This is a genomic window from Paenarthrobacter sp. FR1, assembly GCF_051106045.1.
In the GTDB taxonomy this organism is placed as follows: Bacteria; Actinomycetota; Actinomycetes; order Actinomycetales; family Micrococcaceae; genus Arthrobacter; species Arthrobacter nitroguajacolicus_A.
Genome location: NZ_JBPFSF010000001.1, coordinates 434,495 through 454,497, shown reverse-complemented (window position 1 = coordinate 454,497; position 20,003 = coordinate 434,495). Strand labels below are relative to the sequence as shown.

24 protein-coding genes and 1 pseudogene are annotated in these 20,003 nt (G+C 62.4%); 10 read left to right on the top strand and 15 right to left on the bottom strand.

The genetic code is table 11. The features are described 5' to 3' along the window. Positions 1-4: 4 nt before the first annotated feature. The 3 genes and pseudogenes from ACR30Z_RS02110 to ACR30Z_RS02100 all read right to left on the bottom strand — a co-directional run bounded on the left by ACR30Z_RS02110 (position 5) and on the right by ACR30Z_RS02100 (position 2,200). Positions 5-259 (bottom strand): hypothetical protein, encoded by a 255-nt coding sequence (locus ACR30Z_RS02110; RefSeq protein WP_434371093.1) that lies wholly within the window; start codon positions 257-259, stop codon positions 5-7. 240 nt (positions 260-499) lie between these two features. Next, positions 500-1,350, bottom strand: a pseudogene (locus tag ACR30Z_RS02105) (ABC transporter ATP-binding protein). 208 nt (positions 1,351-1,558) lie between these two features. Then, positions 1,559-2,200 (bottom strand): hypothetical protein, encoded by a 642-nt coding sequence (locus tag ACR30Z_RS02100; RefSeq protein WP_434371092.1) that lies wholly within the window; start codon positions 2,198-2,200, stop codon positions 1,559-1,561. A 233-nt stretch (positions 2,201-2,433) separates the two neighbouring features. Here ACR30Z_RS02100 and ACR30Z_RS02095 point away from each other — a divergent pair, with 233 nt between their 5' ends. Next, complete coding sequence (locus ACR30Z_RS02095; RefSeq protein WP_434371091.1) at positions 2,434-2,685, top strand: hypothetical protein; 252 nt, start codon at positions 2,434-2,436, stop codon at positions 2,683-2,685. Between the two features lie 10 nt (positions 2,686-2,695). Here the strand turns inward: ACR30Z_RS02095 and ACR30Z_RS02090 are convergent, their stop codons facing one another. From ACR30Z_RS02090 to ACR30Z_RS02075, 4 genes are all read right to left on the bottom strand, one after another. Further along, the gene (locus tag ACR30Z_RS02090; RefSeq protein WP_434371090.1) at positions 2,696-2,956 is read right to left on the bottom strand and encodes a hypothetical protein; all 261 of its coding nucleotides are present in this window, start codon (positions 2,954-2,956) and stop codon (positions 2,696-2,698) included. A 101-nt stretch (positions 2,957-3,057) separates the two neighbouring features. Further along, positions 3,058-3,564 (bottom strand): hypothetical protein, encoded by a 507-nt coding sequence (locus tag ACR30Z_RS02085; protein ID WP_434371089.1) that lies wholly within the window; start codon positions 3,562-3,564, stop codon positions 3,058-3,060. Positions 3,565-4,031: 467 nt separating this feature from the next. Further along, entirely contained in the window at positions 4,032-4,730 is a 699-nt protein-coding gene (locus ACR30Z_RS02080) for an alpha/beta fold hydrolase (protein WP_434371088.1), read from the bottom strand. A 42-nt stretch (positions 4,731-4,772) separates the two neighbouring features. Beyond that, positions 4,773-5,408, bottom strand: coding sequence for a DedA family protein (locus tag ACR30Z_RS02075; RefSeq protein ID WP_434371087.1), 636 nt, complete (start codon positions 5,406-5,408; stop codon positions 4,773-4,775). A gap of 142 nt (positions 5,409-5,550) precedes the next feature. On the opposite strand from ACR30Z_RS02075, the gene ACR30Z_RS02070 reads away from it, so the two are divergent. From ACR30Z_RS02070 to ACR30Z_RS02045, 6 genes are all read left to right on the top strand, one after another. Further along, on the top strand, positions 5,551-6,090 hold the full coding sequence (locus tag ACR30Z_RS02070; protein WP_434371086.1) for a PadR family transcriptional regulator: 540 nt from the start codon (positions 5,551-5,553) through the stop codon (positions 6,088-6,090). A 3-nt stretch (positions 6,091-6,093) separates the two neighbouring features. Beyond that, the gene (locus tag ACR30Z_RS02065; protein ID WP_434371085.1) at positions 6,094-7,803 is read left to right on the top strand and encodes an ABC1 kinase family protein; all 1,710 of its coding nucleotides are present in this window, start codon (positions 6,094-6,096) and stop codon (positions 7,801-7,803) included. 160 nt (positions 7,804-7,963) lie between these two features. Then, positions 7,964-8,488 carry a universal stress protein gene (locus ACR30Z_RS02060; RefSeq protein WP_144648520.1) on the top strand — a complete coding sequence of 175 codons (525 nt, stop codon included), beginning with the start codon at positions 7,964-7,966 and terminating at the stop codon, positions 8,486-8,488. A gap of 4 nt (positions 8,489-8,492) precedes the next feature. Next, positions 8,493-8,918 carry a fluoride efflux transporter FluC gene (locus ACR30Z_RS02055; protein ID WP_434371084.1) on the top strand — a complete coding sequence of 142 codons (426 nt, stop codon included), beginning with the start codon at positions 8,493-8,495 and terminating at the stop codon, positions 8,916-8,918. Beyond that, positions 8,915-9,286, top strand: a complete 372-nt coding sequence (gene crcB / locus ACR30Z_RS02050; protein WP_434371083.1) for a fluoride efflux transporter CrcB — start codon at positions 8,915-8,917, stop codon at positions 9,284-9,286. Before ACR30Z_RS02055 ends, crcB begins: the two co-directional genes overlap by 4 nt. A 54-nt stretch (positions 9,287-9,340) precedes the next feature. Beyond that, positions 9,341-9,871: a ferritin gene (locus tag ACR30Z_RS02045; protein ID WP_434371082.1), complete on the top strand. Its 531-nt coding sequence runs from the start codon at positions 9,341-9,343 to the stop codon at positions 9,869-9,871. Between the two features lie 41 nt (positions 9,872-9,912). On the opposite strand, the gene zapE is transcribed toward ACR30Z_RS02045, so the two are convergent. From zapE to ACR30Z_RS02025, 4 genes are read right to left on the bottom strand one after another with little or no spacing between them, the layout of a single operon-like run. Then, the gene (gene zapE / locus ACR30Z_RS02040; protein WP_434371081.1) at positions 9,913-11,064 is read right to left on the bottom strand and encodes a cell division protein ZapE; all 1,152 of its coding nucleotides are present in this window, start codon (positions 11,062-11,064) and stop codon (positions 9,913-9,915) included. Continuing rightward, entirely contained in the window at positions 11,061-12,056 is a 996-nt protein-coding gene (gene corA, locus ACR30Z_RS02035; RefSeq protein ID WP_144648516.1) for a magnesium/cobalt transporter CorA, read from the bottom strand. The genes zapE and corA overlap by 4 nt, the downstream gene beginning before the upstream one ends. A 10-nt stretch (positions 12,057-12,066) precedes the next feature. Continuing rightward, a complete protein-coding gene (locus tag ACR30Z_RS02030) occupies positions 12,067-12,492 on the bottom strand; it encodes a DUF1761 domain-containing protein (RefSeq protein WP_434371080.1) in 426 nt (141 codons plus the stop codon). Between the two features lie 19 nt (positions 12,493-12,511). Continuing rightward, positions 12,512-13,027, bottom strand: coding sequence for an Lrp/AsnC family transcriptional regulator (locus tag ACR30Z_RS02025; protein ID WP_144648514.1), 516 nt, complete (start codon positions 13,025-13,027; stop codon positions 12,512-12,514). 170 nt (positions 13,028-13,197) lie between these two features. On the opposite strand from ACR30Z_RS02025, the gene ACR30Z_RS02020 reads away from it, so the two are divergent. Next, positions 13,198-14,433: an MFS transporter gene (locus tag ACR30Z_RS02020; RefSeq protein ID WP_144648513.1), complete on the top strand. Its 1,236-nt coding sequence runs from the start codon at positions 13,198-13,200 to the stop codon at positions 14,431-14,433. Positions 14,434-14,462: 29 nt separating this feature from the next. Here the strand turns inward: ACR30Z_RS02020 and ACR30Z_RS02015 are convergent, their stop codons facing one another. From ACR30Z_RS02015 to ACR30Z_RS02005, 3 genes are read right to left on the bottom strand one after another with little or no spacing between them, the layout of a single operon-like run. After that, positions 14,463-14,969 carry an Lrp/AsnC family transcriptional regulator gene (locus tag ACR30Z_RS02015; protein WP_011775479.1) on the bottom strand — a complete coding sequence of 169 codons (507 nt, stop codon included), beginning with the start codon at positions 14,967-14,969 and terminating at the stop codon, positions 14,463-14,465. A gap of 54 nt (positions 14,970-15,023) precedes the next feature. Further along, a complete protein-coding gene (locus ACR30Z_RS02010) occupies positions 15,024-15,665 on the bottom strand; it encodes a TMEM175 family protein (RefSeq protein WP_144648512.1) in 642 nt (213 codons plus the stop codon). Between the two features lie 37 nt (positions 15,666-15,702). After that, positions 15,703-16,908 (bottom strand): MFS transporter, encoded by a 1,206-nt coding sequence (locus ACR30Z_RS02005; RefSeq protein ID WP_434371379.1) that lies wholly within the window; start codon positions 16,906-16,908, stop codon positions 15,703-15,705. A gap of 116 nt (positions 16,909-17,024) precedes the next feature. Here ACR30Z_RS02005 and ACR30Z_RS02000 point away from each other — a divergent pair, with 116 nt between their 5' ends. After that, entirely contained in the window at positions 17,025-17,999 is a 975-nt protein-coding gene (locus ACR30Z_RS02000; protein WP_167510411.1) for a LysR family transcriptional regulator, read from the top strand. Here the strand turns inward: ACR30Z_RS02000 and ACR30Z_RS01995 are convergent. Then, positions 17,974-19,017, bottom strand: a complete 1,044-nt coding sequence (locus ACR30Z_RS01995; protein WP_434371079.1) for a nitronate monooxygenase — start codon at positions 19,015-19,017, stop codon at positions 17,974-17,976. The genes ACR30Z_RS02000 and ACR30Z_RS01995 overlap by 26 nt on opposite strands. 41 nt (positions 19,018-19,058) lie before the next feature. Between ACR30Z_RS01995 and ACR30Z_RS01990 the strand changes: the two genes are divergently transcribed. Further along, positions 19,059-19,994: an N-acetylglucosamine kinase gene (locus tag ACR30Z_RS01990; RefSeq protein ID WP_144648508.1), complete on the top strand. Its 936-nt coding sequence runs from the start codon at positions 19,059-19,061 to the stop codon at positions 19,992-19,994. The last annotated feature ends 9 nt before the right edge of the window (positions 19,995-20,003 follow it).

Genomic DNA, 20,003 nt, shown 5'->3' with positions numbered 1-20,003 from the left:
CCAATCATCTTGTCCCATACCCGGTCCGGATGGGGATGACCAGTCCGAGTGCAATGGCAACAATGCCGAACAACAGGATGGTTGCTCCCAGAAGAACTACGAGCGACTTGCCGGGGAACCGGATGTCCGGGTGTCGTTCCTGAGCTTTGAGGTAGCGGGCGTGCACCACTCGTTGAGCCTGCCGTCTGAAGATGAGAATGAGGGAACCTGCGACGACGAGAGGAGCACCCAAGAGCACTGCCGGCCAGAAGTTGTCCACGGTGGAAAGTTCTATATCTCAGTGCCGGTCAAAGCCAGGACAATCATCGCGCCACCCATCAGGCCGAATCCTGCGCCTACCGCCGCCGTCATCCCGGGGGTTGGCCCGGGCCGCGACTTTGTCTCCGGCTTTGCCGAAGGTTGCTCGCTGAGCATCAGACATGAACCTGGTCAGGGACATGCGGTTTCTTGACGGTGCGGCCGAATTCGAACCCGACGACGGTGCCCAGGTTGTGGCGGCTCAGCGAGGCCGTTTGGCGGGTGCGGGAGCAGTGGTGGGGGAGGGTTGGTCGTTCTGTTCTCCGTAGACGCTGATGAAGATCTCCTCGAGGGAGACCCGCTCGGTGGTGAAGCTGCGGACCCCGACTCCGGCGTTGATGAGTTCGCGCAGCACCGCTGTTTGGGGTGGAGCCGTGCTTGGGTGCCAGGTCAGCGGTGCCTGGGCCATGGGAGGCGTCGTCGTACAGCTCCGAGCCGGGCAGGGTGCCGTCGTAGTTGATCCGGTAGACGGTGCCTCCGAATTGGTCCTGGACGTCCGAGACGGTCCCGTAGGCGCGGGAGGTGCCGTCTTTGAGGAGGATCACCCGGTGGCAGAGGCGTTCGACTTCCTCCATCTGGTGGGTGACCATGATGACGGTCGCGCCGGCGAGTTTCTGGTCCTCGATGATGGCCATCAGCAGCCGCCGGTTCACGGGGTCGAAGCCCTTGGTGGGCTCGTCCAGGATGAGCAGTTCCGGGTTGTTCATGATGGTCACGCCCAGCTGAACCCGTTCCAGGTATGCCATGGACCAGGATTTAGCGGCAGCTTTGCTCAGCCCTTTTGAGCCGGCCGACGTAGACCATGACGTCCAGGACGTGTTCCTTCTTGTAGAGGCCGCGTTCTTCCGGCAGGTACCCGAGCCGGGCACCGTCGCGGGGTCCGAAAGGTTTCCCGTCGATGTGTAGGGTGCCGACGGTGGGCTGGTAGATGCCCAACAAGGCTCTCAGCGTGGTGGTTTTGCCCGAGCCGTTGCTGCCCAGGAATCCGAACGTTTCCCCGGCTTGAACGTGGAAGGAGAGGTCTTTGATGACCGTTGTCTCCCCGAAGTCCATGCGAAAGTCTTAGATGTGAACCAGCGGCTCTATGGCCGCACCCCCTGCAGTCATGCATTTCACTCTCCGCGTCTTCGGGGTAGAGAGGAGTGGGCGGTCTCAAGGGAATTACCTGAGCAGCGAGCGTTCTCGGCCGGAACGCCGGCTGTAGTGAAGGCATGGCGGCGGGTGGGAGTGGAAGGAGCTCGAGCGGGCAGAATTGGCTAGGTCAAATAACTACTGTTTTGCTTCCACAGGTCAACCGCAGTACCCCGTCGGCGGAGTCCAAGTGGCAATCTTGATCTTCCACGCGCGGCCACCCTGAGATTTCAGGAGCACTCCGGACCCATTTGTAGTGGAAGTCGTCGTTGGGGATGTAGATGTCCACACTGTCGCCGTCAAAATCATCCTGTGTCACGATCACGGACTGTCCGTCTGGGGCTACTATCCTCAGGCTGTCCCCCATGCCGTAGACGCCCATGTAGGCAAGGATGGAGAGGATGCCCACGTACGGCACCGCCGCGGCAGCGGCCACCAGCGATGTCCACCCGATGATGCGCCGTGGCAATTTTCGCGGAATTTTGGCAATCAGTGCGGGGATGAGGAGAACCGGGCCGGCTGTTCCGCCGAGGAGGGCGACGATCAGGAACCAAGCGGCGATTGAGTGACCGGGTATGCCGGCGTAGAGGAGCAGGCCGTCTCGTGAAGCGGCCAAATCCGCCTCGTTGGTGGCGTGGTTTGCCCACATGGCAAATGCGGCAAAAGCCAGGAAACCTGCGCCCCAGATTACGCGTCGATTCACCGGTTGCTGGCGAATACGCTCCGTCGTTGGCTCGTGGAGACCGGCTGCCGTGGGTTTCGTTTGAGCCATGACCCAAGACTATTTGACGGGAACCTATGCTCTGAGGCCAGGAGCAATGCGGTCTCGGTGACACAGTGGCTGGTGATAGCCGAGACCTTTCGGTCGTTTGAAATGTGCCAGAGCCCAAGGACAGTACCTGAGGAGAAAAGCTATCCCGGTTTTCGCGTCACGATCCGGCTGGAGCCACCACTGTTTATCTAGGAGAGATTCATCCTCGTCTGGGCGTGTCGTAGGCTCCGATGGTGAAATCAAGAACCGTTGACCCGCGGTACGTGAACCGTGTTGACCTGGAACCGTCCTACCGGGTTGATTTCTGGACGGCCGCCGGCGTCGCTGAAGAGTGGCAACTTACCGAGGTCGCAGATGTCACTGAGGTGCTGGCGTGGGCTGAGGAGCAAGCGGATGGACGGGCCTTCGTGTTGTACGCCGAGTTCATCCACGAAGGCGGCCATGGAATGATTCGGCTCCTTGGGCAAGAGCCTCCAGGCGTCTAACCCGGGGCGCCTACGGATTGACGGCGGGGTCGCATTCGAACACTGCAGGGTTCCGCTGCAGGCCGTCAAGGGAGCAACGACTTCGCTGACCTTCGAAGAGAACATCGACGTGGCCCACGGACCATCCTGAAGCAGCGCGATACCCGTTGCCCCACTTGAGATCGAGGACCTGGCCACCTTTGGATTCGACCTTGGCTTCGATCTCGGCCCTTTGCCTCGAATGGTCAAGCTGCAGGCTGATTCCGTAGGCGATGAACCCCAGCAGAATCACGGCCGAGAGTACAATCGGTAGCCGTCGCTCAAGAGTCTTCCTTCGCTGGGACCGGCGTTTCCTCGAGGGCTTCTTCGTCGGCGGTTCGTGAGGGTTGACCATCAGCTTCCCGCGGTTTCTGTCGACGCTCCGGTGGTGCAAGACTTTGATGCCGATGACTCCGGGGTCCGGGGACGTTGGGGAATCAGCCAGTAGTTATACAGTGGCTGCTCCAGTGTCTTCCAGCGGTCATCGGGAAGGAGACTGCATGAGTTCGTGCTCAGCTGAAGATTGATCTCGCCCCCTGAAGTTCCGTTCTCTTTCTCAGTGCGGGATACAAGCCCTATGCCCAGGTTGAACTCCTGACCAGCGGCATCCAGCCTGTCAATTGCCGCTGTCAGGTGGGGCCACAGAGGTGTTTGATCCAAGGGTCTTGGAGGCTGCTGCGGAATCTCCGTGATGAAAGGGGTCACCTGTGAGTCACTCACGTTGTACACCATCACGTCGATGTCGTTTTTGGCTGTACCGCTGGGCTTCCATTCACGCGAGTACACCGTGACATAGGTGCCATCCGGAGTGTCACCTTGCCAGGCTGAACTGGCTGCCTTGCCGTCCAAAGCGATTCCCATGTCTGTCTCCACAAACCGAACAATAAATCCAACGACTAGCATAACTCCTGCCAGCTTCCAGGGAGGGGTGAAGCAGGTGGGGACTTCTGGGATGGACGAATGCCTGATGAACCCCCAGGCCGAGTCTCGTGATTGACCATCAGGCAGCACGGGGGAGGCATCCACGTGGATTCTTTGATCTCTGTGCTCGATGTCTTCATGATTGTCCCTATGCGGCCCGATTGCTCACAGCTGTCATTGGGCCGATGGGACACCGGAAAACACTTTGCCTGTGAACGAGCGTGAATCGGACGTGAACGGATGTGAGCTACTGTGGTCCGGATCCGCGATTTTCAGGGCTATGGCCGGAATTCATGAGCGTTCGTGATACCGCGTTACCCCGAGTTCGCATCGAAGAGGTCAGGAGTTCGAATCTCCTTAGCTCCACATTTGACGGCAAATCTGCCTTCTCGCCTTGCTGAAAATCATCACCGCGTCTCATTTGCGCTGCCGAGCCATTGCAGGACGATGGTGTTGAAATCTTCCGGTGCGTTGTGGTGGACATTGTGGCCTGCATCGAGGGTTACCACGGTGCAGTCCGGAATGAGCCCGGCGACTTCGGACAGCAATTCTTGGGGTACATGGCTGCTTGTCCCGCCGCCAATCAGCAGGGTCGGTGCTGTGATGTCGGAGAGGTGCCTCCACCAACGCCGTGAAGGGTCATTGACCTGGCTGGCGATTGCGGGCACCACATCCCAGTCGAAAAGCAGTTCACCGCTGGGCCGAGCGGGCAGCGGGCGGGTTCGCGGAAACGGGGGCGGGGCGTCTTCAATGATCAGGCGCGCGATCCTGTCGGGTTGCTTCTGGGCGAGGATATAGGCCACCACGCCACCCATGGAGTGCCCGATCACTACGACGTTGTTCAGGTCCAAGACGTCGAGGACCGCTGCTACGTCGTCAGCCATCAACTCGAACGAGTACTTCCCTGGCCAGTCGCTGTCGCCATGGCCGCGGAGATCCAGGGCGATCACCCGAAAATACGGGGCCAGGGCGGCCGTCGCAGCGGACCAGTCCGTCGCTCGATCACCCAGGGCATGCAAGAGCAACACTGCGGGGGCGTTGGAATCCCCGGTTATGTGAGCCCTGATTCGGACCCCGCCTGAGCCGGGAAGGGTCTGGGTGTCCATGCCCGGTAGCCTACCGGTCTCTGAGCTGAAGCCCTCCATGTGCTAATTGGCCCGTTCTTTCCGCCTTTTGACGTTGCGAATGATCAGCCAGGCCACGAAGACTGCCAGCCCTGCGTAGAGGGCGTAGTTGAGGATCCGCGAGAATTGGTCGACCAAGTGATATTGCTTGCCGAGCAATACGCCCAAGCCGATGAGCAGGGCATTCCAGATGCCCGTTCCTGCAACAGTGAAAATGCTGAACGTCATCAGGTTCATGCGTTCTGCGCCTGCGGGGAGGGAAATCAGGCTGCGCACCCCGGGCAGCAGCCGGCCGAAGAAGATGGCGGATTTTCCGTGCCGTTCGAACCATTCAGCGGCTTTTTCGAAATCCTCCTGGTCCACCAGTGGCAGCTTGGACAGCAAGTGGATGGAGCGTTCCAGGCCCACCTTGTAGCCAAGCCAATAGAGGAGCAGTGCTCCGGCGTACGCTCCGAGGGTGCTGGTGGCGAAGACCAGAATGATGTTGATGCTTCCCTGCTGGGTGAGGAATCCAGACAGCGGGAGGATCACCTCACTGGGTATCGGAGGAAAAACCGTCTCCAGAAGTGACAGCAGGCCCACGCCCCATTCGCCGAGGGATTCGATAATCCCCGCGGCGATACCGGCAATCCCGGTCAAGTCTTCGGTCGAACCGGCCATTCTTATATGGCTGATCAAGTCTGCCTCCGTTATCTCGCCCGCCTCATGTGCATCACCTTCCGAACCATTGTGTCAGCACCGCCGCGCATATATCGTTAGCTATATCGTTCAGTATCGTTCGCGACATCCTGAGGTGAGTTTGATGCACAATTCATTCCCGGCCAGTGGATTTATGGGGAACAACCTGGAGGGCATGTGGCAGGCCGTCGAAGAGGTTCGGTCTCGATTCGAGAAACGCTCCGGGTCGCGTGCCGGAAGGGGCGAGCTTCGGTCGGCTATCCTGGCGCTGCTTGCCGAGCGTCCCATGCACGGCTACCAGATCATCCGGGAAATCGAGGAACGCAGCGGTGGAAACTGGAAGCCCAGCGCAGGTTCCGTCTACCCAACGCTGCAATTGCTGGCCGATGAAGGCTTTGTCAGCTCCGAGGAATCCAACGGCCGCAAAATCTATTCGCTGACTGAAGCCGGTCGAGAGGACGTAGCGAGTGCTGAAGCGTCCCCGCCCTGGGACTCCGCGGGCGCTGCAGGAACGGGTTTCGCAGCATTGCCCAAGGCAGGCATGGAGTTGGCCCAAGCGGCTGCGCAAGTAGGGCGAACCGGTACGCCCAAACAAGTGCAGGAGGCAGTGGCGGTGCTCGAAGAGGCACGGCGGAAGCTGTACAAGATCCTTGCCCAGGACTGACGGTTGACACTGGTTGACCGCGACCGGGCAGATGCATTGCCCGGCGGTGGGAACGCGCGCGCCCGCTACCGCCGCATTTTGCGGTTCGCTGCCTGGCACCTTGCAGTGACGTGGTGGTTTGAACTGTTCCTGCCCAAGGTGGGGCTGCGCAGGATTGCCGAAAGCAACCGGGCCCGCAGGATGCGGAGCTTCGCGCAGCGCTTCCATGCCCTCGCTGTGGAGCTTGGTGGCCTGATGATCAAGGTTGGCCAGTTCATGTCGTCCCGGCTTGACGTGCTGCCACCGGAAATCACCACCGAACTTGAAGGACTCCAGGACGAGGTGCCCCCGGTACCCTTCCATGAAATCCGTGCACTGGCCGAGGCGGAGCTGGGGGCGCCCCTGGAAGCTGTTTTCGCCGCCGTCGACGAGACGCCCATCGCCGCGGCGTCTCTGGGGCAGGCCCATCGCGCCAAACTCTTGGCGGGCAATGCAGCCGATACCGGGCTCAGCAGCGTGGTGTTCAAGGTGCAACGTCCTGGCATTGGCGCCATAGTGGACATCGATCTGGCAGCACTTCGCAGGGTGGGAGGCTGGCTGAGTCGTATCCGCATCGTCTCGGATCGAGCCGATGTGCCTTCGCTGATTAGGGAGTTCGCCCAAATAAGTCTTGAGGAGATCGACTACCTCAATGAAGCGGCAAACTCGGAACGCTTTGCCGCTGACTTCGCCGGAGATGCCAGGGTAACGGTGCCAGAGGTCGTCTGGGAACGAACCACGCGCCGCGTGCTCACCCTGGAAGATGTCACCGCCATCAAGATCACGGATGCGGAGGGGCTGAAGGTAGCCGGGATCGACCCGGGGGAAGTTGCTCCCGTGTTTGCTTCCGTTATGTTTGACCAGTTGTTCACCAACGGCTTCTTTCATGCTGATCCGCACCCAGGCAATATCTTCGTCACACCCAGTACGGATTCAGGGGATCGTCCGTGGAAGCTGACGTTCATCGACTTCGGCATGATGGGCGACGTCCCGGCGACGACGCGCAGCGGGCTGCGGAAGCTTCTGATCGCTGCAGCTTCGCGGGATGGGAAGGGGCTGGTGGACGCCATCAGCGATGTTGGTGTGTTGATGCCCTCCGCCGACAAACCTGAGCTTGAAAGGGCAATGACGCAGCTTTTCGCTCGTTTTGGCGGGATGGGCTTCGCCGAGCTACGCGAGGTGGACCCGCGGGAGTTCCGTGATTTCGGTGCAGAGTTTGGCACTGTGGTGAGGTCACTGCCGTTCCAGTTGCCGGAAAATTTCCTGCTGATCATCCGGGCCATGTCGCTGACGTCCGGTGTGTGCAGTTCACTGGACACCCGCTTCAACCTGTGGGATTCAGTGGAACCCTACGCGGCGCAGTTGCTGCGGGACGAGCGTGGCAACCTCGCGAAGGACGTTGCAGCCCAAGCCCTCGACGCCGCCTCGCTCGCAGTGCGCCTGCCGAAGCGTCTGGACGCGCTCGTCACGCACATCGAGGACGGCTCGTTGCAGGTGAAGAACCGGCGCCTTGAACAGCAGCTGGCCCGCCTCATCCGAACTGCCCAACGAGCAGTAGCCGTCTTGATCTTCGGTGCCATACTGATCGCGGGTTCGGTGGTTCGGTCCGACGACGCCGTCCTGGGCAACACGCTGATGATCGGGTCCGTGGTTCCGCTGCTGTTCGGCTGGTGGGCGGGTCGCCGCCGCGGTTAGGCACGGTCCGCAGGCAAGATGCTGCCCCAAGGTACGTTCACAGTGACACCTGTTTACGACATACCCTGCACGCTGCTTTACGGTGACGAGACGGGAACTGAGGTTCAGGCGCAGTGTGTTCGCCGATTGGAGCCGAAAATCGGCGCCGTAGACTAGCCCTGTGACTGAGACCCCAGCCCAACGTCCCGAGGCATCAACAGGCATCGCCGGCCCCATTTTGGTGGGTGTCATGCCCGGGCAACAGCCCGTCGTCGTCGAACAAGCAGCGCACTTAGCTGCCGCGGCCGGCCTGGGGCTCGTGCTCGCCTACGCCGACGTCACGGTGTACCCGGTGGACGGGACCACGGGCGGCCCTTCTGCCCCGATTGATCCTGACGGCGTCAATGACGAGGTCCAGGAGATACCCGAAACGCTGAGGTCTGTCCTCGCCTCGCAACTTGCCGGCAGCAACGTCGAATGGTCCATGATCCGCCTGGCAGGGGAGCCCGCACGCGCTCTGGCTCGCGAAGCCGAAGACATCGGTGCCTCGATGATTGTGGTGGGGACGCGGGAGCACAAGCTGACTGCAGCTTTGAAAGAGTTGACAGCCGGGTCTGTGGCCCGCCACCTGTTCCACAGGCAGGACCGCCCCGTACTCGTGGTGCCCGTGAACCCGCGGGTCCCGGACGACGATGACGACGACTGAGGGTATGCGGCCAGTCCACCTCCACTGGGGATTCATAGGGCTCGTAGCGGCCGGCGGAGTGCTGGGAGCCCTCGCCCGGTACGGTCTGGGGCTCGTGATTCCGGCGCCGGGCGCCTGGCCGCTTCCAACCTTGGTCATCAATCTTTCAGGTGCGTTGGCCCTGGGCGCCTTGTTGGAGGCGCTGTCGCGCGGAGGGCCCGACGCCGGAAGTCGCCGCGTCCTGCGGCTCGCTTTGGGAACGGGGTTCTTGGGCGCCTACACCACGTACAGCACACTCGCCTTGGATGCCGTCCATCTGTTCATCGCGGGTGCGGCGACTGCGGCTGCGGGATACCTGGCTGCGAGCCTGCTGGGCGGTGCGGCAGCCACCACCGTGGGTATCTGGCTGGGCGCGTGGCATCACAGGCGTGCCCGGGGGCGTCAGCCGTGACGGTCTTCCTCCTCGCGCTCGCCGGAGGCGTCGGCGCAGCTGTTCGGTTCATCGTGGATGGGCTGATCCGGGCCCGTGTGAAGACCGCCCTTCCATGGGGCACCATCCTGATCAACGTAACCGGCTCTTTGGTGCTCGGCTTCCTGGCCGGTCTGGTGATGCGGGGGCAGGCGCCGGAGTCCCTGCTGTTGATCGTGGGGACAGGGTTCCTCGGCGGCTACACCACGTTCAGCACGGCCAGCCTGGAGACGATCCGCCTGGTGCAAAGTGGCCGGACGCGCGTGGCGCTGGTCAACGGATTGGGGACCATGGCGGCCAGCGTCCTCGCCGCTGCGAGTGGTGTGTGGATCGCGGCGTTGCTGCCCTGAGGAGTGGCGAACTTCACGGTCAGGAGTGCCCCCGCCCGGCTGTAGGATCGTGCCATGGCTAAGAAGACATTCAATGAGCTGTTGTCCGCCCAGGTCGCCAACGAGTTTGCTGCCTCCCAGCAATACATCGCAGTGGCTGTGTATTTTGATGGTGAAGACCTGCCGCAGTTGGCTCGTCACTTCTACCGGCAGTCCCTTGAAGAGCGCAACCACGCCATGATGATGGTTCAGTACATGCTGGACCGTAACGTGCACGTTGAGATCCCGGGCATAGCCCCTGTTCGCAACAATTTCTCCAACGCCAAGGAGCCCATCGCATTGGCTTTGGAGCAGGAGAAGGAAGTCACCCGCAACATCGAAGAGATGTTCCGCGTTGCCCGTGCCGAGGGCGACGCCCTGGGTGAGCAGTTCATGCTGTGGTTCCTGAAGGAACAGGTTGAAGAGGTCGCTTCCATGACCACGCTGCTGAACATTACCGAACGTGCCGAGAACCTCTTCGACATCGAGAACTACATCGCTCGCGAGACCGTCGGCGACGGGGGACAAGACGCAGGCGCTCCGTCCGCGGCCGGCGGCGTGATCTAGCGCCAAGCTCAGCCCAAGCAGGCACAGAGGCCGCCGGAAGCTCAGCTTCCGGCGGCCTCTTCTTGTGCCAGGGCCTCGTCAATGTCGGAGCGGCCCAGCAAGGACAACCGACTTGCGATGCGCGCCAGATCCACGGGCAGGGCACTTCCAGGCGCTGCTACGTCCCAGTCCAAGGGGCCTTTACCGATGAGGAAGAGCGTGATGTCTTGATCGTGGAGGACGTCCACCACGTTGCTGAACCGCTGCCAGGCCGGCGCTGAGTCCGGGCCGGCACCAGCCGGCGAGGGGACTTGGTCGATTACCCACGTTGCGTAGCGTTCAGCCAATGCCAGGAAGTCAGACGTAGACGTCAGACCGCCGCACAACTCCTCAAAACCCACCCATAGGAGATCCGGATCCGAGTTCCTGACCACGATCGGCTGAGTGGTGGGCGTCAGCACCCGGCTCTGTGACGGGGACGGCGTGAAGAGCCCCAGCCGTCCAAGCTGGCGTGGCGTCCCAGGGGCGATGATGCGGCCTGCGCGGAACCCTTCCGGCCCGGGCCCGGGGGCAGATCCGCCGGCGGGAAACCTACGGAAGTCCGAAGCGCCATTGATCTCCACGATGTCCATCATCTCCTTGATGGCCTCGATGGAGGGCACAAAGTGATCGTGCCAGAGGGGATTGGGCAGCAACTCGTCCGGAGCGTAGTTCGAGGTCACTACCAAGGGTATGCGGCGTTGCGCGGCCGTCCGCAGCAGGCGGGAAATGAACATGCCGTCTCCCACGTCATGGACGTGGAACTCGTCAAAGAACAGCACATCGATTTCCGCCAACAGGGCGTCCACGGACTGCTGGATGGCAGTTCCGTTGCCGGCATCGACGTTGTGGGTTCCCGCGTGCAGTCCGCGGAAAAAGTCATGGAAGTGTACTCGGCGCTTCCGTGCCTGCAGCCTCGCGTAAAAACTGTCCATGAGCCACGTCTTGCCGCGTCCCACCGGCCCATGGAGGTAGAGGCTTCGTGGCGACCTTCGGGAAAGCGTTCGACGCCGGCCGGTCACCTGGGCGCCAAACGCCGCCAACCGCTCGGCTGCTTGGCGCTGGCTGGGCTCAAGTTCGAAACCCGACCGTGCGGCGTCGAGCGCCATACCTTCGGTGAAAGCCCTGGCGGCATCCTTCGCTGAGCGGGATCCCGGCACCAAGGCAGGCGTCACAACCAGCCTTTTCTTTTGAAGATAAGGTACATCAGCAAGGCGGCACCGAACATGAGTCCCACCGCCAGCGGGTATCCGAAGTCCCAGTGCAGCTCCGGCATATGGTCGAAGTTCATCCCGTAGACGCCCGCTACGAAGGACGGTGCAAAGAGTATTGCCGCCCATGATGAGATCTTCTTGACCTGCTCGTTCTGGGCTGCGCTGGCCTCGTTTTGCCGGTTGGCGGTCAGTGTTCCATCCAGGGTGAGCGCGTTCTGAAGGAGGTCCCGGAACGAGTTCACACGGGAGATGACCCGCTGAACGTGGTCCTCAACATCACGGAGAGAGCGCTGCAATTCAATATCCACGCCATACTTTTCGAATCCCTTTTCCAGAAGCGCCATCATGTCCGGGAGCGGTTGAATGGCCCGCTGGAACTGGATCACTTCACGGGCGAGCTCGTAAATTCGGCGCGAGACGGCGCTGTCGCCGCTGAAGAGCTGGTCCTCGATCTCGTCGATGTCGTTCTCAAGGCCAGCCACCACGGGCGCATAGTCATCCACCACTTGGTCCAGGAGCGCGTAGAGCACGGCTTCAGGCCCATGGCAGAGAAGGTCCGGACGCGTCTCAAGCCGATGGCGGACCCGGGCTACTCCACCGGTTTCGGCATGCCGGATGGTCACCACGAAGTTGGGCCCCGTGAAGATGTGCAGTTCGCCGAACTCAACTGTCTCGGTGTCGTCAAGGTATCTGGCCGGGCGCAGGACGGTGAACAAGTTGTGGTCGTACCGCTCGAGCTTGGGGCGTTGGTGCGCAGAGACGGCGTCCTCCACGGCGAGTTCGTGGAGCCCGAATTCCTGGGCGACGGCGGCCATCTCGTCTTTGGTGGGGCGATAAAGCCCGATCCATGCCATGCCGCCGTGTTCCGCCAGGGTTTCGAACGTTTGCTCAAGGCTATGCGGGGTTGCAGTGCGTACGCCGTCTACGTATACGGCGTTGTCGATAATGGTCACTGGTTGAACGCTACTGCATGGCTCCGATGACCGCGCCCGCGATCGTCATGGCCACAATGTCATGGCCGGAATCGATAACCGTTACTGCGGACGGGCGGCCGGCGAAGCCGTTGTGGATGACATGGCCTCCGGCACGGAAAACAATGGCCAGTACCAAGGCGAAGAAGCCGCCGGCCAGGAAGGTGTTCAGGTCCAGCGCACTGATGAGGATGGCCAGGAGAAGACTGGTGACGGCCGCTGCCAGCATCATGGGCACCCAAATTCCCGCGCCGCCCTCGATGTTCTTGAGATCGTCCTCGGTCTTGCCGATGGCCTGCATCCACCTGCGCCCCAGGACTGCCGGCATGTACCAGATGAATCCGATCACCATGCTTGAAACGAAGGCCAGAAGTACGGCGAGCCAGTTGATCTGGGAGATGTGTGAGAGCCAATCCATGCCTAGAATCCTAGTCCGTTCAGGCCCTGGGCTCAGCGCTCTGGCGCTCCTGGCTGGACCGTGTTGGAGCTGTTGCCATCCTCCCGATGAGGGGTTCGGTCCGATAGGGAATATGGGTGTGCAGAGCCAACACTGTCTCGGTCCGGATGACGCCTTTTGTTCGGAGGACGGAACGTAAAGCGGACTGCAGATTGTGGGTGTCCGTTGCCACCACCCGGCACCACAAATCCCCGCGACCGGAGATTTCGTGGACTTCCAGGACCTGGGGAATCAGGCGCAAGGCGCCGATGACGCCGTCGAGTTCCCGGTGGGTGACCTCGATGGTCACGAAAGCGACGACGTCGTACCCCACCTTTTCCAGGTCGACTTCCCGACCGGCTGCCTGCAGCACACCGGAACGGAGCAGGCGCTTGACCCGGCTTTGGGCTGTGTTGCGCGCTATGCCCAGCGCATCGCTCAGTTCGGCGATCTGGATGCGCGGATCCTTGATCAGTTCAAGGAGGATTTTGGTGTCCATGGGGTCGAGGGTGTTCAAATGTTCACTCCAGCTCACTTGGCTTGCACTAGTTTGAGTATTTTGCTCAATCTTTGCATTTCCGGCGCCCTTTGAGCGCAGGGTTACTGCATTCTATTGCCATCAATACTTAGCTGCTCTTGGCCCCCACAAGGACGCGTCAGGCAGCCACCGAGTCCGAAGGCATGGAAATGACTGTCTTGAGCGAACTCCGCATGCGTCCGGCCACCGCCGAACGATGGGGATGGGATGCCTCCACAACGGCCAGGCTTGTCCTGACCGGCGTCGTGATATTTACGCTGCTGGTCGGCGCAAACCTGGCCACCCCCTTGTATCCCTTGCTCCAGGCCCGGCTGGGGATGTCGTCGTTGGACGTGACGGTGGCCTTCTCCAGCTACGTCGTGGCGCTGGTGGCGGTGTTGATGGTGGCAGGGCATTGGTCCGATCACATCGGGCGGCGCGCCGCGTTGGTGCTGGCCGTCATCGTGGGACTGGCAGGAGGCCTGATCTTTGCCAACGCCGACACTCTGGCCGCGTTGTCCCTGGGCCGGGCGCTCCAAGGCGTAGCAGTCGGACTCGCTACAGGAGCCAGCGCCGCGGCATTGCGTGAACTCCTGCCACAGCGGCCTGACTGGGCCTCCCGCTTTACGCTGCTCTCCTCCGCGGGAGGCGTTGCTGCAGGTCCGGCCATCGGGGGGCTCCTGTCGCTGTTACCAGACCCCACACGCACGCCGTACCTCGTTCACTCCGCGGTGCTGCTTGCTGCACTCATTCCTTTGTGGCTGTTGAAAGCCAGGCCGGCCATTGCGCCGGCAGACGGGCCCAGGCCGCTCAAAGTCCTTGCCCCGAGGAAGCCGTCCATCTCCAGCGACGCACGTGGAGCATTTTGGATGGCGGCGGCCACCGGGTTCCTGAGCTTCGCTGTGTTCGGTTTCTGCTTGTCCTTGGCACCGGGCTACTTCGCCAGCGTTGTCCATGCCGATTCGAGGCCCCTGATCGGTGTACTGGCCGGCATAACATTGGGTGCGTCAGCGCTCAGCCAGCTCCTGGGAGCCCGTGGGCGCTTTGTTGTCCCTGCAGCACTTGCGGTGCTTGGCGTTTCCGTGGTCCTTGTGGGTGCGGCCGCTGCCTGGTCCAGCCCCTGGCTTTTGGTTGCTGCGAGCATTACGGCAGGAGTGGGCCAAGGACTGGCCTTCCGTCAGGTCTTCAACGAAGTTGCCGGCAAGGTTGAAGCTGCCCGCCACGCGCAAGTCATCAGCACCGTTTACGTGATCACGTATCTGGGCAGCGCCGTTCCGGTGGTCGGGCTGGGAATGGCTGTTTCGGCACTGGGCCTGCAGACCGCCGTCGTGGCCTTCACCGTTGTGTGCGGTGCGGCCGCGCTGACGCTGGCGGGCATTTCACTGCGGAGCGCGTTGCGCGACTGACGACCCCTGGCCTGAACCCAGGCCATTGCCTACTCCGGGAGCGGTCCGCGGTTTCCCGGGATGTGCTGGAAGACCATGGTGGTCTCCGTGTGCCCCACCACTGGGTCAGTGGCGAGGTTGTCCAGGAGCCAGTTGCGGAGGTCGTCAGTGTTGGCGACGGCGATGTGCAGCAGGTAGTCCACGGAACCTGTGGTGTGGAAAGTGGAGATCACTGCAGGAAGCTTGGGGACGCGTGCGGTAAAGCGGTCGATCTGGTCGCGGTCGTGGGCGCGGAGGCGGACAGCAATGAGGGCCTGCACGGAGCGGCCGATGGCCGGCAGGCTCAGGACGGCCTCGAAGCCCTCGATGATCCCGCGTTCAGACAACGCCCGGGTCCGCATCAGGGCCGTGGAGGGGGCGATTCCTACGAGTTCGGCCAACTGTTTGTTAGAGATACGTGCGTCGTCCACCAACGCTGCGAGGATTCGCTCATCGATCGCATCCAGCGGCTCAGCGCTGCCCGTGCTCGACCGAACATTCTTCGTGGGGTTGCTCACGGATCCTCCTGAAATTGCCTTGCATCCATCCTATGCGGTGAATTCTTCAGGTGCCTATCCTTTTGAGGGGGTCCCGGGGTACCTTCGCCGGTCCAGCCGTTGGAGCGGCTCACTCAGGAGCATTAGCAGCAAGGGAAGGTTCCCGGCGCCCGGAATAACGAGTGCCAAGACCAGGGCGGCCAGGAAGAGCCCGGCAACGACCACACCTGCCCGGATTCCGAATTTCGTCTCGGCAGGATCCATGGCGTGGAGGTCCGGATGGGACCGTAGGTAAATGCGAGCCAGCAGGAGCATCAAGCTGGTGGCGAACAAGGTTCCAATGTAGACAAGGGGTTGGGCCCAGTCAGGATCCATCTGGGTGGAGAGGGACGTAGCCACGGGCATCCACACAATGGTGAACATCCACGCCACGGTCAACCACAGCAAACCGGAGTCCACCTGCTTGACGCTGCGGAAAAGCTTGTGGTGGTGCACCCAAAACACTGCAATGAGGACGAAGCTCAGGACGAAACCCAGGAGAGCGTATTGCTCCTCGGCAAACCACTCCGACGTGGTGCCGTCATGGTCCGCGAGTTCACCCACACTCTCCATGAGCGGAAGGATGAGCAAAGTCAACGCAATCGCCACCACGGCATCGGTAAACGCCTGCAAACGTTCCGGTGACGACAGCTCCCGGGGTTTCGCGACCTGTGTCATGCCTCCGATTGTAGGACCAGCCCGGCGTGAATCAGCGTCAGTGGCGCGGCGGGCGGTGCACTATCAAGGTGACTACCGCCGTCGTTAGGGCAAGCGCGATGACGCTCCAGGCCAAAGCAGGCCAACCGAAAGCTTGAAAGGCGAGTCCGCCGGCCCATCCGATGACACTGGAACCCAAGTAATACGACAGGTTGTACAGCGACGCTGCCTGGGCGCGCCCTGTGGTTGCGATGGCTCCTGTCCAGCCTGATCCCACGCTGTGGGCCGCGAAAAATCCTCCGGTGAAAATAACGAGTCCGGCCAATGTTGCTGCCAGGTTCTCAACCAGCGTCAAGGCCAAGCCTGCGGACATGATGGCGATCCCTGCCACCAGCACATTCCGGCGCCCGAACCTGGTGGTCAGCCCGGCGGCCCATCGGGAACTCACTGTGCCTGACAAGTACGCCAGGAAGATGAGGCTGACCAGAGTGGCAGGGAGGCCGAACGGCTCGGCATGCAACCTGAAGCCGAGGTAGTTGTAGACGGCAACGAAGCCGCCCATGAGGAGGAAGGCCTGCAAGTACAGCGACAACAGCTTGGGGTTTCTTGAATGGCCGCCCAAGGTTCGCAGAGCTCCACCGAAACCAATGGCCGGGGAGGGACTGAAACGGCGTTGCTTGGGTATGAGCGCCAGGAACAGGACTGCGGCCGCGGTTGCCAGCAGGGAGACAGCCAAGGCAGCGGCCCGCCAGCCCCACAGTTCACCGACCGGGCCGGCCACCAAACGGCCGGCGAGCCCGCCCAGGGTGGTTCCGGCAACATAGCTGCCGGCTGCCAGGGCGGTGTGGATCTTGGTGACTTCCTCGTTGAGGTAGGCAATGGCGATGGCGGGGATGCCGCCCAGCGCCATGCCCTCCAGCGCCCGCAGGCCCAGCAGAAGAGTAACTGTTGGGGCCAAGGGAACCAGAAGGCCCAGCAGGGTGGCTGCCGCGATGCCGATGGCCATGGCGCGTACCCGACCAATCCTGTCGGCCACGAAAGACCAGGGCAGCACTGTGGCAGCGAGGCCAACGGTGGCGAGGGAGATGCTGAGGGCGGCTTCTGCGGCCGTGATTCGGAGGTCCGTGGCCATGAGCGGGAGGACCGCCTGCGTTGAGTACAGCTGGGCGAACGTGGCCACTCCGGCCAGCGCCAAGGCGGCGAGCACACGGCGGTAGCCCCGGGATCCCTTGGCATGTCCGTCCCACGTTTCGGCGGTGCCCATGACGATAGCTTTACTCACCCGGCAAGATTAGGACGCGGCCAACTACGTATTCCAATGCATATGTTGCGTACGATTGATGCAGAATCGCATGAATGGTTTCGGACGCAAGGAACCCCGTGGAACCTGATCATCACCAGCTCATCCAACTGCTCCCGCTCCTTCCCGTCCTCGCGGAACTCGGCAGGACGGAACACATGACCGAAACGGCCGAGATCCTCGGTGTTCCCCAGTCGACTGTCAGCCGGGCGGTGGCTCGCGCCAGTGCCATCGTGGGGATGGACCTGCTGATCCGCGACGGCCGGGGCATCCGCCTGACACCAGCTGCAAGAACCCTGCTGCCCTACATAGAGGCAGCCTTGGAGGATTTCCAAGCAGGCCTGGACAGGGTGCGTCACGAATCGGACGTAGTACGGGGGCGCATCGGCGTTTCATTCCAGCACACCTTTGGCGAAGCGACGCTGCCTTTGCTCATCAGCGCTTTCCGCGGCCGCCACCCGCATGCGGTGTTCGACCTCTGGCAGGGACCACGGGACGATTGCCTCAAGCAGCTGGCCAACGGTGACATGGATTTCGCGCTGATCGCACCGATCGCCCCGGAAGGCAGGGGCATCCGTTCGCTTCCGCTCTACCGTGAACCGCTGCGGGTGGTGCTCCACTACCGTCACCCCCTGGCCGGGCGGCCCAGCATCCACCTCTCCGAATTACGGCACGAGCCCTACATCACCCTTCCTGAAGGGGTGGGCCTGCGGGCCTTGGGGGAGGGGCTCCTGCGCGAAGCCGGATTTCGGCCGCGGATAGCCTTTGAAGTCCAGGAGTCCACCTCCGCGCGCGGCCTGGTTTCCGCCGGCTTGGGCTTCAGCATCCTTCCTCCTGCAGGACCCGGCTCAGGGACGGGCCAGTTTCTCCCGGAGGCTGAACTTGGCTTGGTGGAGGTAGCCATCGAGTCCGAGCTGGCCTTCCGGCAGATCGGCATCGCATGGCGCGAGCGAAGCTTCGAGCCGGACGCCGTCCGGCTATTCCGCGAGCTGGTAGTCACCGAAGGCGGGGAATTGCTTGCTGAACTTGTCAGAGCCCGCGCAGGAACTCCCTGACCACGTCTTCGGCCGAGCCCTCCCGTGACTGCTGCCAGCCGGTGCCCGCCCAGAGGTTGAGGCGATGCGGATCACCGGCAGCGGACGACGCCGCCCGCACCGGGCTGGTGAGGTGGTGGATGGCGGGATAGCCCTCTGGCGCGTTCTGGTGATCCACCACGAATTCGTTGACCAGGGAACGTGCCCACCGGCCCGTGAAAGCCCGGGTCATGGCCGTTCGCGTAAACGACGGATCACCCAGCGCGTCCTTGTGCGGCTTCCGCGCGCCGCTTTCATGGGTGCGAACCAGGGCAGTGCCTATTTGGGCTGCCGAGGCGCCAGCCGCAAGCACGTCGCGAAGCGCCGCACCGTCCATAATGGCGCCCGCCGCGATCAGCGGAAGTTCGACGGCGGCCCGCACCTGGGCCACCAGTTCCGCCGTCGTACGGGCTGCTGGTGAGTCGGTCGGTGCGCTGCCGCTTGAGAGAAACGCTGCCGTATGGCCACCAGCGGAGCTGTGCTGGACAGCGATGGCGTCTGGACCTTCCTCTGCAGCGGCCAGGGCCTCCGGAACGCTGGTGACACTGGAGATGACCAGAGTTCCCGCCTTCTGCAAAGCCTGGACAGCCGGCTTTCCCGGCAGGCCAAACGCAAAGCTCACGTACTCTACGGGATCTGCCAGCAGGGCATCGATCTTGTCCTGCCATGCGTCGTCGTCATCGAGGCGAAGCGGTGGCAGTGTCACGCCGTAACGGACTGCCTCGGATTCGAGTTCTGTCCGGTAGGACTCAAGACGTGCGCGCGCATCCGGACCTGGTGGGAGTTGGCCTGGGTCCGGCACGAACAGGTTCATCCCGAACGGCACCTTGAGAGCACGGGCAGCCGCGATCTCTGCAGTCATGGCTTCCGGACTCTTGTAGCCAGCGGCGAGGAAACCAATCCCGCCACCAACATGGACCGCCTGCAACAGCGCCGGCGTGGACGTCCCCCCGGCCATGGGAGCGGCAATGAACGGTGTTTCAAACAGGGATTCAGGCATGTTCGGTTTCTCCTCCGGACTCTCCAAGCTAGTCTTTCACGGTGAACAATCTTGACTCTGCCCAGCATTCCCACGCTTCGACGGAGACCGTGAGCGGCACCGTCATCGGGCTCGACATCGGCGGTACCAAAACCCGCGGAGTGCGGTTTGAGAACGGAGCACCGGTCCGTGACGAGAGCGCAGGCAGCTCCAACGTCCAGAACGTCAGCAGGGAGCAGGCGGCAGCAAACCTTGCCGAACTGTTCGCCAAGATCGGTGGCGGCCGCATCGACCAGGTCTATGCCGGAGCAGGCGGGATCGACACTGATGAAGACGCCCAGGCGCTCGCCGACCTCATCGCGCCCCACGCCTCCGGGGCACACATCACCGTGGTCCATGACTCACGTTTGCTCCTGGCCGCCGGCGGAGCGAGCACGGGCGTGGCTGTGATTGCTGGTACAGGCTCAGCCGCCTGGGGTAAGAACGACGCCGGCGAGGAAGCCCGCGCGGGTGGCTGGGGCTACCTTTTGGGGGACGAAGGCAGCGGTTACTGGCTGGGGCGCGAAGCGGTGCGCCACAGCCTGCGTCGGATGAACCAGGGCTTGGAGCCGGATCGACTCAGCCGTGCGCTCTTGGACTCCGTGGGGGTGGACGAGCCGGGCAAGCTGATCGCCCTGTTCCATTCGCCGGAGACAGGCCGCCGATACTGGGCACAGCAGGCCCGGTTGGTGGTGGAAGCAGCCGATGCCGGTGACGAAACCAGCAAAGCGCTGGTGGAGCAGGCAGGCCGAGACCTGGCTGACCTCGCTGAACAAGCGGTCCGACAACTGGGCATCGACGGGCCGGTCATTCTTGGCAGCGGACTGGGCATGAACGTCCAGCGGCTGCAGGAAGCCTTCAAGGCCAGGCTGGCCGAAGAGGGCATCGTCGACGTTCGCATCCTCCACCAGGATCCTGTGTTCGGGGTACCGCGGCTCGTGGCAGAGCAGCAGGGCTAACCATCCACT

Excerpts from the sequence above, each read along its gene's own strand:
- ACR30Z_RS02100 (WP_434371092.1), bottom strand. The coding sequence starts at position 2,200 with ATGGCTCAAACGAAACCCACGGCAGCCGGTCTCCACGAGCCAACGACG.
- ACR30Z_RS02085 (WP_434371089.1), bottom strand. The coding sequence starts at position 3,564 with ATGGGAATCGCTTTGGACGGCAAGGCAGCCAGTTCAGCCTGGCAAGGT.
- ACR30Z_RS02080 (WP_434371088.1), bottom strand. The coding sequence starts at position 4,730 with ATGGACACCCAGACCCTTCCCGGCTCAGGCGGGGTCCGAATCAGGGCT.
- ACR30Z_RS02075 (WP_434371087.1), bottom strand. The coding sequence starts at position 5,408 with ATGGCCGGTTCGACCGAAGACTTGACCGGGATTGCCGGTATCGCCGCG.
- ACR30Z_RS02070 (WP_434371086.1), top strand. The coding sequence starts at position 5,551 with ATGCACAATTCATTCCCGGCCAGTGGATTTATGGGGAACAACCTGGAG.
- ACR30Z_RS02055 (WP_434371084.1), top strand. The coding sequence starts at position 8,493 with ATGCGGCCAGTCCACCTCCACTGGGGATTCATAGGGCTCGTAGCGGCC.
- ACR30Z_RS02045 (WP_434371082.1), top strand. The coding sequence starts at position 9,341 with ATGGCTAAGAAGACATTCAATGAGCTGTTGTCCGCCCAGGTCGCCAAC.
- ACR30Z_RS02030 (WP_434371080.1), bottom strand. The coding sequence starts at position 12,492 with ATGGATTGGCTCTCACACATCTCCCAGATCAACTGGCTCGCCGTACTT.
- ACR30Z_RS02020 (WP_144648513.1), top strand. The coding sequence starts at position 13,198 with ATGACTGTCTTGAGCGAACTCCGCATGCGTCCGGCCACCGCCGAACGA.
- ACR30Z_RS02010 (WP_144648512.1), bottom strand. The coding sequence starts at position 15,665 with ATGACACAGGTCGCGAAACCCCGGGAGCTGTCGTCACCGGAACGTTTG.
- ACR30Z_RS02005 (WP_434371379.1), bottom strand. The coding sequence starts at position 16,908 with ATGGGCACCGCCGAAACGTGGGACGGACATGCCAAGGGATCCCGGGGC.
- ACR30Z_RS01995 (WP_434371079.1), bottom strand. The coding sequence starts at position 19,017 with ATGCCTGAATCCCTGTTTGAAACACCGTTCATTGCCGCTCCCATGGCC.